Origin of the sequence: Pseudoselenomonas ruminantium, assembly GCF_900113715.1 — a bacterium.
Taxonomy (GTDB): Bacteria; Bacillota; Negativicutes; order Selenomonadales; family Selenomonadaceae; genus Selenomonas_A; species Selenomonas_A caprae.
Window position 1 is genome coordinate 22,856 of record NZ_FOQK01000033.1, and the last position, 10,978, is coordinate 33,833.

The window sequence follows — 10,978 nt, forward strand, 5'->3', positions numbered from 1 at the left end:
TAATGTAAACATATTAAACATGTATGATTTATCATTTCTTATTCAAGAAAGAAGGTATTCTTATGGCAAACGAACACAATAACCGTGTCGACCAGGCCCGCGAAGAAGCCTTGCGCCAGCACAAGCCCGGCGCTAGCCGCCGGCAGATGTTTCTCTGGTTCGGCGCTTTGATTCTCGGCGGCATCCTCGGCACCCTCGGGCTGGCGCCCTTGAATGAATTGTTTGATTTCATTGCCACAGTCTTTACGCGGCTGTTCCAGTTCATCGCCGTGCCGACCATCGCACTTGCCGTCATCACGACGCTCTCGGCCCTCGGCGGCAAGCGGGAAACCAAGACGATCTTCGCCCATGCAGTGACTTATACCCTGCTGACGACCTTTTCCGCCGCCGCAGTCGGCCTCGCACTCTACCTCTGGATCGCCCCGGGCAACCTGCCCGCCGAAGTAGTCGGCGCCGGCACAGCCGCCGTCCCCCTCGACAAGGTCGGCTCCCTTTCCTACTATGACCATATCCTCTCGGTCATCCCGAACAATATCCTGCAGCCCTTCCTGGCCGGCAATGTCCTCTCGGTCATGATCATCGCGGCGTCCGTGGGTTTGGCCCTGGCCTTTATGCCCCAGACTGAGAACCGCACCGTCCTGATCAAAGGGCTCTACGGAATACAGGAATTGCTGTTCACGCTGATCAAGGCGATTCTCTGGGCCCTGCCTGCCGGCATCCTGGCCTTCTCCGGCCAGCTCGCCGCCCAGATCCAGGCAGGTGTCATCGTCGGCGCCCTTGGCAAATACGTTGCCGTCGTCCTCGGCGGCAACGCCATCCAGTTCTTCGTCGTGCTGCCGCTGTTCCTGCTGTTGCGCGGCCTGAACCCCATCGACGTCTTCAAGAAGATGAGCCCGGCAATAGCCGTCGCCCTGTTCACCAAAAGCTCGGCCGGCACCTTGCCCGTGACGCTGGCTTCCGCTGAACAGAATCTCCAGGCGGATACGCGCGTATCACGCTTCGTCCTGCCGATCTGCACGACCATCAATATGAATGGCTGCGCGGCCTTTATCCTCGTGACTTCTTTGTTCGTAATGCAGAATGCTGGCTTCGAGCTATCGCTTGGCACGATGATTTCCTGGGTATTTATCGCCGTCCTCGCTGCCGTTGGCAATGCCGGCGTCCCGATGGGCTGCTACTTTTTGACCCTTTCCCTCATGAGCTCGATTGGGGCCCCCATTGGCCTTATGGGTGTCATCCTGCCCATCTACACGATCATCGACATGATCGAGACGGCAGAAAACGTCTGGTCGGATGCCTCCGTATGCGCCATGACTGACCATGACCTCAAGGGCAAGCTTGCTCCCCAAGCGCCTGCAAATTCCCTTTCTTGAAATATTCGCAAAAAAAACTTTATATTCCCCTACACACTTTTCGCAGTTGCGGGATATAAAGAACAGACAGCTGATCGATCTGCTCAGGCAGCCGGCACCGCAAGGCTTGTTGGCTGCCTGTTTTTTTAAGGAAAAAATTTTTTCGTCGATAATAATGGATAGAAGGTATTTTTCAGGATGAGAGGATCTTGCTGGTAAGAACGAGGAGGAATCAGTATGCACAAACTGTTCAAGGCCCTATTGATCTCAATGGTAGCTTTTTCGGCCATTTTCCTGGCCACAGGCTGTTCGGCGGAAACTGGCAAACCTGCCCAGGAAACGGCAAACAGCAATAAGTTCCCGGCGTTCCAAACGGTAGATGTAGCGGGCAATCCCGTTACGCAGGATATTTTCAAAGGCAAGAAAATCACTGTCGTAAATATCTGGGGAACCTTCTGCCCACCTTGCATTGCAGAAATGCCCGAGCTGGGAAAATGGGCTAGAGAAATGCCGCAAGATGCACAGATTATCGGCATTGTATGTGATGCCAGCGGCCCCAACGATAAGGAAACAAAAGCAGCAGCTATAAAGATCTTAAACGAAGCCAACGTCAGCTTTGTAAATATTCTGCCTGACGATAACTTATTGAAATATCTGGAACGTGAAGATGCTGTCCCCACGACCATCTTTGTGGATTCTGACGGCAATGTCGTCGGCGAAAAGGTCGTAGGCGCTGATGTAGCTAAGTACAAACAGCAAGTTGCGAGGTATCTCAAGTGACCAGACTGGGCAAAGCCCGCAGCCTGCTATTGGCTCTGGCAGTCGGCTGCATACTCTGGGGACTGTGGCGCGGTGAGGCCCATATAATTTGGCAGAAGGCTGTGCGCGTGTGTATGGAATGCATAGGATTGGGGTGAACCGATGAATATCACCCATTCTGTTAATCGCCGGTTTGTGCAGCTGCTGGCGGCCGTACTCACCAACCAACAATTGCTGAATCTTGCTTCCGGCCGGCTCTACAAGGGCAGTGCCAAGAATCTGTGCGCCCCCGGGCTCAATTGTTATTCCTGCCCGGCAGCCACCTTGTCCTGCCCGCTGGGCGCGCTGCAGGCAGCCGGAGGAACGGCTGGTTATGGGTTCAGCTTTTATGCCGGCGGCTTTTTGCTGCTGCTCGGTGTGCTCTGGGGACGGCTGGCTTGTGGCTTTCTCTGCCCCTTTGGTCTGTTGCAGGATTTGCTTAGCAAGGTGCCCGTGACGAAAAGGCAGCTATTTCCGCCGCTGCGCTATGTGAAATACTTGCTGCTGGCAGTCTTTGTCCTCTTATTGCCAGTACTGCTCCTCATGCTCAATGGTGTGGGAGCACCGGCCTTCTGCGAATACATTTGCCCGGCAGGTACACTGGAAGCAGCTGTGCCACTGCTGCTGACGCATGCAGAGTACCGGCAAGCTATCGGCGGTTTGTTTGTCTTGAAAGCGGTTATATTGGCGGCGGTAGTCATCGGCTGCCTGTTTATCAGCCGTTTCTTTTGCAAAATGCTTTGCCCATTGGGGGCATTTTATGGCCTGCTGAATTCCGTCAGTATTTGCAGGCTGCACCTGGATGAAAAAAGCTGTGTAGCCTGCGGCCGTTGCCACAAAGTCTGTCCTATGGACATCAACCCGGCAGCGCAACCTCACTCCCCAGAGTGCATCATGTGCGGCCAATGTGTCAAGGCCTGCCCGCAAAAAGCCCTGCATCTGGGAATCAAGGCGCCCAAGGCTAAGACTGCTACGAATACGCATTGAAGTACGACAGAAGGAGGTATGCGTATGAAACAGAAAATCTGTGCCCTGCTGCTGGCTTTGCTGGTTATGGCGGCAGCTGTTCCAGCCATGGCAGCAGAGAGTGATGCGCCCAATAGCAGCAGCTATCAGCAAAGCGATAATGACTGCAAAGACGGCGTATGCCCATGGCGAAAGGGCGGGAAATAAAAAGATTACTTGACAAAAAAGAAGGTGTGGTCAAAATGCTTGCTATGCATTTTGCCACACCTTCTTTTGTTGTCTTATTTATGCGCTGGCGCAATCATCGTATAGAAACACAGTACGCCCAGCGCATAGCCGGCTACCATGATGATGCCCATCGGCACGGCCGTATGGTCGCCCATGATGCCAACTACCGGCATCATGCAGGCCCCAAGGATCATCGAGAAAAATCCCACGAGCGCACTGGCACTGCCAGCATTCTTGCCCTGGCGCGAAAGTGCCAGCGAAAAACTGGCTGAGCCCATGACCGACAGTGGCACGACCGTGACGAACAGTACTGCCACCGTATAGCCAATGGGCGCATCCAGCACGAAGCCCGCCAGCAGGAATAGCGAACCTGCCAGCGGCAGCAATACCCCCGCCTTTAAGAGCTTTACATCAGGCACCCGGCCAGCCAGGCGTGCCGGCAGCAGCCCGGCCAGCATCAAGCCCAGGCCAATGAATCCGAAAATCAGGCTGAAAGTCTGCGGCGATACCTGATAGATATTCTGGAAGACAAACGACGACCCCGCCAAATACGAAAAAAAGGCCCCGAAGACAAAGCACTGCAGCAGGCAATGGCCGAGAAAATACCGGTCACGCAAGAGCTGCGGATACTTGCGGAACGATTCGCTGAGGCCCTTGAGCCGCTGTTCCTGCGGCAAGGTCTCCTTGTATACCAGCGTAGCCAAAGCCTGCAAAATACCGATAAACACCAGCACCACGAACACGCCGCGCCAGCTCGTGAACAGGAGGATCTGGCCGCCCAGCACCGGTGCAATGATCGGGGCCAGGCCATTCACCATCATCAACAGGGCAAAGAAGCGCGTGAGCTCTGCGCCCTCGCAGACATCGCGGGCAATCGCACGTGCGATGACAATGCCACTGGCGCCAGCAAAGCCAGCCAAAAAGCGGCAGAGCAGGAATAGCCGGATATCCTGCGCCCAAACGCAGCCCGCTGTCGCCAGAATGAACAGGAGCATGCCGATAAACAGCGGACCACGGCGGCCATAGCGGTCACTTACCGGCCCCGTGAAAATCTGGCCGATTGCCATGCCGATGATGGTCATCGTCAATGTCAGCTGGGCCAGCGAAGCTGAAATCCCCAAGTCGTTCTGCACGGTCGGCAGAGCCGGCAAATACATATCGGTCGAAAGCGGCGCCATCGCTGACATGATGCCTAGAAACACCGTCAGCCACAAGCGCGTCTTATTTGTCATTTGCATAACTTCGTCCTTTCTCATGCGCATAATGAGCCTATTTTAACAAGGTTTTCTTAAATATTTGATTAGAACTGCATTATAATTTCTGCACGGCAATCCGCGTGATGAACCCACGCGGATCATTCATGCTCATGTTCTCCAGAATGCTTTCCTCATAGGAAAAGGGGCCGGTTCTGCACCCATGCACCGCAATATAGCGGCGCAGCAGCGCATAAGCCTTGGCGGTGTCATCGTATTCCCCTTGGAAATACGTCACCAGATACGTGCCTGCCGGACGCCGATAGCGGTACTCGCGCGCAATGCCCCGATAGGAGCTGCCAACCACGGTGAAGAAATGGCTCAGAATGCCCTCAGTGCCCGCCTGCAGGAAATCGCGGGCTGCCACCATCGCCCCGACCCCGAAGCCGGCACTGATCTGCTGCTCCGCCACCTGCCGCTCATGCTCCGTCGCGATGCGCTCGACCAGCGGCCAGTCTTCCCGCGCTGCGGCACGCCGCACATCCCGCGACAGGACAAGCCGCGCCGCAGGCAGTTCCTGCTCCTCGACGCGGCCACAGACCACCGTCCGCGCCAGCGACAGGAGATGGCGCTGGCTTTCCACGACGCGCAGCTGCCGCCGGAGCTTTTCCTGCTCCGCCTCCAGCCACGCCTGCTGTTCAGCCAGCAGGCAATCGAGACGCTCGGGACTGCGGTTCTCCATGTACTCCTTGATTTCGGCCAGCTCCAGGCCCATATCCCGCAGCATGCGCAGGAGATAGAAGGGATAGAACTGCCGGAATGAATAGCTGCGGTAGCCATTCGGCTCAACATGATCGGGCTTGAAGATGCCCTGCTCATCATAATAATGCAGCGTGCGCTTGTTGACCCCGACAATCTTGGCAAACTCGCCCGTATGGAAGGTAACCCGCCGCTTCATCGCCACTCCCCCTTGACATTACAGTTACTGTATCCTTTAAGATAACTATACAAGAAACCCACAGGAAAGGAAAGGTACTTATGCAAAATAGCGACTCCACACCGCTGGCGCAGCGGTTCACTATTTTCCCGCTGCTGCGCTTTGCCGCCCCCTCCATCGGCATGATGCTCGTCATCTCCCTCTACACGGTGACCGATGGCATCTTCATCGGCCGCTATGCAGGCGCCTCAGCCCTTGCAGCCTCCAACATCGTCTATCCGGCCATCAATCTGATCTTCGGACTGGCCATCATGCTGGCCACCGGCGGCTCGGCCCTCGTTGCCAAGAACCTTGGCGAGCAGCGCACCGCAGCCGCCTCCCGCCGCTTCACCTGGCTTACCGTGGCTGCCGCAGCCACGGGCCTGCTGCTGGCCTTGGTCATCGCGCTGTTCTTCACGCCGCTATTGACTTTCCTCGGCGCCAGCCCCCAGCTGTTTGCCGACTGCCGTCTCTATCTCGGCCTGTTACTGCCCTTTTTCCCCGCCGCCGCCCTGATGGTCATCTTCAACGCTTTCTATATCGCCGACGGTCGTCCCAGCCAGGGCTTTCTCGTATCGATCTTCAGCGGCCTTGCCAATGCCGTCCTCGACTATGTCCTGCTGGCGCATGGAGGGCTCGGCATCGCGGGGGCTGCACTGGCTACAGGGCTGGCTGACCTGCTCGCCGCCACCATCGGCCTTGTCTATTTCACCCGTTTCAGCCGCACGCTGCGCTTCTGCGCCTTCCGCGCTGAATTTGCCGTGCTGCGCACAGCTTGCGGCAATGGCGTCTCCGAGCTCGTGACCCAGCTGTCCGTCGGACTTGTCACCTTGCTGTTCAACCGGATAACCTTCCAGCTGGCCGGAGAGGATGGCGTTGCTGCCATTTCCGTCATCCTCTATGCCGAAATGCTCCTGACCTCCATCCTCATGGGCTTCACCAATGGCGTCGCCCCCATCTTCTCCTACAACCATGGCGCAGGCAGACGCTCCGAGCTCGTCCGCCTGCTGCGGCTCAGCCTGGGCGTCATTGCCGTCTTCAGCCTGCTGGCCTTTTCGGCCGCGCGCCTGCTCGCATCACCGCTCATCACCTTGTTCCTGCCAGCTGGCGGTCACGTCTTTGCCCTCACCCTCACGGGACTGCTGCTGTTCTCGCTGAGCTTCCTGCTCGTCGGCTTCAACATCTTCGCCTCGGGCTTCTTCACCGCCCTGTCCGATGGCAGGACCTCTGCACTGCTGTCCTTCGTGCGCAATCTCGCCGGCATCGTGATCTTCCTGCTACTCCTGCCCGGAGTGTGGGGCATCACCGGCGTATGGCTTGCCGTGCCAGCGGCCGATGCTGCCGCCCTGCTGCTGACAGCGTATTGCCTGCACAGCACCTGGAAAGCCCTGCAGCAAACAAAAGAGCCTTCCCCCAAGGGGAAGGCCCGGCATGCCGCTGGCATGGTGCAAACCGAAAGTTGATTTTCCGCTCACTTACGAGGTCTGGCCGTGGTACTCCACCTGCCGGACTTCTTTTATTTTATTTTCAGCATCGACCATAACGACCTTGGGCTTCCAAGCCCGCGCCTCATCTTCCGTAAAGAAAGCATAGGCCATGATGATGACGACATCGCCAACCTGAGCGCAACGGGCAGCCGCACCATTGAGGCAAATGACACCCGAGCCCCGCGGCCCTGGAATCGTATAGGTCTCCAGCCGTGCACCATTGTTGTTGTCGACCACCTGCACGCGTTCATTCGGCAGGATGCCCGCCTTCTCCATAAGCGCTTCATCAATCGTGATGCTGCCCATATACTGGAGATTGGCCTCCGTCACCGTCGCACAATGTATCTTACCTTTGAGCAAATTGAGCATCATATTATTCGCCCTCCTTGCCCAGGATTACATTATCGATCAGCCGCGTTGTCCCGATGCGTACCGCAATCGCCAGCAAGGCCTGCCCATCGACCGTTGCAATTGGCTGCAAGGCGGGGAACGAATAGATATCGACGTAATCAATGGCGGCCAACGGCTCCGTGGCAAGCGTATCGATCACTACCTGCTTGATTTTCTCCGGCTCACGCTCGCCAAACGAGTACGCCTCCTTGGCCCGCTGAAGGCTGCGCGAAAGAATCAGCGCAGCTTCTTTTTCCTTTGGCGAAAGGTACTGATTGCGCGAGCTGCGCGCCAGGCCATTTTCCTCGCGCACGATTGGCACCATATGGATATGGACATTGATATTGAGATCCTCGACAAAACGGCGGATGACAACAACCTGCTGGGCATCCTTCTGACCAAAGAATGCCTCATCAGCCCGTGAAAGATTCATAAGTTTCGTGACGACTGTCGCTACGCCGCGGAAATGCCCCGGCCGCTGTGCCCCGCAAAGCTTCTTGGTGATATCGCCCTCCACATTGACATACGTACAATACCCCTCAGGATACATTTCTGCCGGCTCTGGATGGAATACCGCGTCAACCGGCACCGTCGCCAGCTTCTCACAGTCTTCGTCAAAGCGGCGCGGATACGCATCAAAATCCTCATTCGGGCCGAACTGGGTCGGATTGACGAATACCGACGCAATGACGATATCGCATTTTTCCCGCGCTGCCCGCATAAGTGTCAGATGCCCCTCATGCAAAGCCCCCATAGTCGGCACAAGGCCGATGGTCTTGCCCGCAGCCTTCATATCTCCTGCATAGGCTTGGATCTCTTTGACCGTCCGTAAAATTTTCATCTCATGTTACCTCTCTTCCTAGCACTGTAGATTTCGAGGCAAAAGAAGCAACTGGCCCAGCAACCAAAAAACGCCCTTCAGGCCAGACCTGAAAGGCGCACGAATACACGGATATCCTTTCCTGTCTTAGTCCTATGGATCTAAGCAGTACCCCAATGATACGTAACTATGGATTGCTTGGGAAAAAGTATAACTCACCAGAGTGATGTCATCTTCTGCCACATGCTTTATGCTAACACATCTGTCCCCAAATAGCAAATACACAGGGACTTATCCACATTGTGTGGTTAAGTTCCTGTGTATATTGTGGATAAGTAGGTGACTTATCTGGCGGGAAAGCGCATTTATGCCCAAAATACAGCGGATAAACCACAAAATCCTGTGGATAACCTGAACCGCAGCGGGGATACGTTTTATCCACAGGATTTATAATGCAATTATAACTATGCATACCAGTAGTTTTAATCAATTCCCTTTATAATTAGCGGACTAATCAATAAGGAGTGACTTTTCATGTCCCGAATGAGCAAGAAATACCATATGCTGGCAGCAGCGCTTGCCATCACCATCTGTGCCAGCGTCAATAGCTATGGCGCCTGCCAGCCAGCTAACCATGCCAACGGACCACTGAGCTTCAATCTGGCGGGCCCTGTGCCTGGGCCACCGCCAGCCATGCCAGCTGGCCCCGCGATGCGGGAGGTTGACGCCTCTGAGCTCACGGCCTGCCAGATCGTCGATGACGAGAACCTCACGGTGGACGGCCTCACCCTCAATGCCGGCCACCGCGATGAGAGCGCCTTCTTGGTCCGCAAGGGCGGTTCTATCACGCTGACCAACTCGGCACTGAACAAGACCGGCGACACCTCGAGCGCCGATGCCAGCAACTTCTCCGGCCAGAATGCTGTGTTCCTCGCTAGCAACAGCACCGCCATACTCCGCAACATCACGCTGACTTCCGATGCCGATGGCGCCAATGCGATTTTCGCCACAGGCCAGGCTGCCAATATCAAAGCAGAGCACATCGTCATCCACACAAAGAACAACTCCTCCCGCGGTCTCGATGCAACCTATGGCGGCACGATCGAGGCCCAAGATGTCGACATCACGACGGAAGGAGCACATTGCGGCGCCCTCGCCACCGACCGTGGCGAAGGCAACGTCATCGTAAATGGCGCCAAGCTTACGACGTCTGGCGAAGGCAGTCCTTGCATCTACTCCACCGGCAATATCCAGCTGACCAACGGCAGCGGCGAGGCTGCGGGCAGCGAGATTGCTGTCGTCGAGGGTAAGAACTCCATCACACTGGATCATTCGTGCCTGACCGGTCATATCAAACACGGCATCATGCTCTACCAGAGCTTTTCGGGCGATGCCGGCATCGGCAAAGCCAGCTTCACGGCCAAGGATTCAACACTCAACAATCAGTCTGCTGGCCCAATGTTCTACATCACCAATACCACCGCTGTTGCCAACCTCGAAAACACGCAGCTCTGCCAAACCGGCGATGTGCTTGTAAAGGCCACCAGCGACCGTTGGGGCAGTGAGGATAAGAATGGCGGCATCTTTACCCTGAATGCCTGCAACCAGCAGCTCAATGGCAAGATCCTGGCCAACAACATCAGTCAGGTGACACTGAATCTTGGCAGCGGCGCAAACTGGACAGGCTCCTTCAACGAGGACTACCAGGCCGACAAGGCTGTGTTGCAGTTAAGCAAGGATGCTGTCTGGCATGTGACTGCTGACTCCTATCTCACAGTCATGAATGCAGAAGACAGCACCTTTGCCAATATCCAAAGCAACGGCCATAAAATCTACTATGACAAGAATGCCAATCCTGCCCTTGGTGGCAAGACCTACGGCCTGCCTGGCGGCGGCAAGCTCTTGGCAAAGTGAGTTTCCCCTATCCGCCAAACAAAACCCTAGCATAAAAAGAAACGCTGCGAAGAGATGCCTCATGTTCCTCCTCTTCGCAGCGTTTCTTTTTGTTGACATCCGTAGTCTGATGAATCCCTGCCCCGCTACGTCCTTAGAGCTCCGACGTGCAATGCGGGCATTTCGTCGCCTCGTCAGGAATCTCCGTCTTGCAGTAAGGGCAAAGACGCGGTTCCTTGGCAGGCTCCTCCTCCTTTTTCGGCATGATGCGGTTCACCTGCTTAATCAGCATGAAGATAGCAAAAGCCACGATCAGGAAATCAATGACCGCATTGAGGAAGGAACCATAAGCAATGACCGGTAAGCCTGCGGCCTTTGCTTCAGCCAATGTTGCCGCTGGCGTGCCCGACAGATTGATGAACAGATTGGAGAAATCCACTTGCCCCAAAATGAGACCAATCGGCGGCATCAGCACATCGTTGACAAAGGACGTGACAATCTTGCCAAAGGCAGCACCGATGATGATACCGACAGCCATATCAAGCACATTGCCACGCATGATAAACTTCTTGAATTCTTCTACCATAGATATACTCCTTTCCTGGAGAGAAAATTGGAATGCACTCCCACGCTAAACATATTCCACAAGGAATAAAAAATCCCTTCTGCCTGCAATACAAAAAAAGACATCCACAACGTGAATGTCTTTTGCTTAACTGGCAACTCCCTATCCTCCCAGTCCGTCTCCAGACAAGTACTTTCGGCGTATATGTGCTTAACTACTGTGTTCGGTATGGGAACAGGTGGAACCACATAGCCAGCGTCACCAGATATTTGATTGAATGAACCATGTCCACTCAAAACTATACAGAAGA

The 10,978-nt window shown here is 55.3% G+C and carries 12 protein-coding genes and 1 rRNA gene; 7 read left to right on the forward strand and 6 right to left on the reverse strand.

Going from position 1 to position 10,978, the window contains the following annotated elements; translation table 11 throughout:
* Positions 1–62 precede the first annotated feature (62 nt).
* The 5 genes from BM181_RS13650 to BM181_RS15335 all read left to right on the forward strand — a co-directional run bounded on the left by BM181_RS13650 (position 63) and on the right by BM181_RS15335 (position 3,323).
* A complete protein-coding gene (locus BM181_RS13650) occupies positions 63–1,373 on the forward strand; it encodes a dicarboxylate/amino acid:cation symporter (protein ID WP_075445680.1) in 1,311 nt (436 codons plus the stop codon).
* A 216-nt stretch (positions 1,374–1,589) separates the two neighbouring features.
* Positions 1,590–2,132, forward strand: a complete 543-nt coding sequence (locus BM181_RS13655) for a TlpA family protein disulfide reductase (protein ID WP_075445681.1) — start codon at positions 1,590–1,592, stop codon at positions 2,130–2,132.
* On the forward strand, positions 2,129–2,269 hold the full coding sequence (locus BM181_RS15645) for a CD1871A family CXXC motif-containing protein (protein ID WP_075445682.1): 141 nt from the start codon (positions 2,129–2,131) through the stop codon (positions 2,267–2,269). The genes BM181_RS13655 and BM181_RS15645 overlap by 4 nt, the downstream gene beginning before the upstream one ends.
* Before the next feature lie 4 nt (positions 2,270–2,273).
* Positions 2,274–3,137 carry a 4Fe-4S binding protein gene (locus BM181_RS13665; protein ID WP_075445683.1) on the forward strand — a complete coding sequence of 288 codons (864 nt, stop codon included), beginning with the start codon at positions 2,274–2,276 and terminating at the stop codon, positions 3,135–3,137.
* 24 nt (positions 3,138–3,161) lie between these two features.
* The gene (locus tag BM181_RS15335) at positions 3,162–3,323 is read left to right on the forward strand and encodes a hypothetical protein (RefSeq protein WP_177207218.1); all 162 of its coding nucleotides are present in this window, start codon (positions 3,162–3,164) and stop codon (positions 3,321–3,323) included.
* Between the two features lie 74 nt (positions 3,324–3,397).
* On the opposite strand, the gene BM181_RS13670 is transcribed toward BM181_RS15335, so the two are convergent.
* Positions 3,398–4,582: a multidrug effflux MFS transporter gene (locus BM181_RS13670; RefSeq protein ID WP_075445684.1), complete on the reverse strand. Its 1,185-nt coding sequence runs from the start codon at positions 4,580–4,582 to the stop codon at positions 3,398–3,400.
* 73 nt (positions 4,583–4,655) lie between these two features.
* Positions 4,656–5,495, reverse strand: coding sequence for a MerR family transcriptional regulator (locus BM181_RS13675; protein WP_075445685.1), 840 nt, complete (start codon positions 5,493–5,495; stop codon positions 4,656–4,658).
* Between the two features lie 80 nt (positions 5,496–5,575).
* Here BM181_RS13675 and BM181_RS13680 point away from each other — a divergent pair, with 80 nt between their 5' ends.
* The gene (locus tag BM181_RS13680; RefSeq protein ID WP_075445686.1) at positions 5,576–6,976 is read left to right on the forward strand and encodes an MATE family efflux transporter; all 1,401 of its coding nucleotides are present in this window, start codon (positions 5,576–5,578) and stop codon (positions 6,974–6,976) included.
* Between the two features lie 12 nt (positions 6,977–6,988).
* Here BM181_RS13680 and panD read toward each other — a convergent pair whose 3' ends face one another.
* Both panD and panC read right to left on the reverse strand, forming a co-directional pair.
* Complete coding sequence (panD, locus tag BM181_RS13685; RefSeq protein ID WP_075445687.1) at positions 6,989–7,372, reverse strand: aspartate 1-decarboxylase; 384 nt, start codon at positions 7,370–7,372, stop codon at positions 6,989–6,991.
* A 1-nt stretch (position 7,373) separates the two neighbouring features.
* Positions 7,374–8,231, reverse strand: a complete 858-nt coding sequence (gene panC, locus BM181_RS13690) for a pantoate--beta-alanine ligase (protein WP_075445688.1) — start codon at positions 8,229–8,231, stop codon at positions 7,374–7,376.
* A gap of 513 nt (positions 8,232–8,744) precedes the next feature.
* Between panC and BM181_RS13695 the strand changes: the two genes are divergently transcribed.
* The gene (locus BM181_RS13695) at positions 8,745–10,124 is read left to right on the forward strand and encodes a hypothetical protein (protein ID WP_075445689.1); all 1,380 of its coding nucleotides are present in this window, start codon (positions 8,745–8,747) and stop codon (positions 10,122–10,124) included.
* A gap of 133 nt (positions 10,125–10,257) precedes the next feature.
* Here BM181_RS13695 and mscL read toward each other — a convergent pair whose 3' ends face one another.
* Positions 10,258–10,689: a large conductance mechanosensitive channel protein MscL gene (gene mscL / locus BM181_RS13700; RefSeq protein ID WP_218150127.1), complete on the reverse strand. Its 432-nt coding sequence runs from the start codon at positions 10,687–10,689 to the stop codon at positions 10,258–10,260.
* Between the two features lie 128 nt (positions 10,690–10,817).
* Positions 10,818–10,934 (reverse strand): 5S ribosomal RNA (rrf, locus tag BM181_RS13705).
* Between the last annotated feature and the right edge of the window lie 44 nt (positions 10,935–10,978).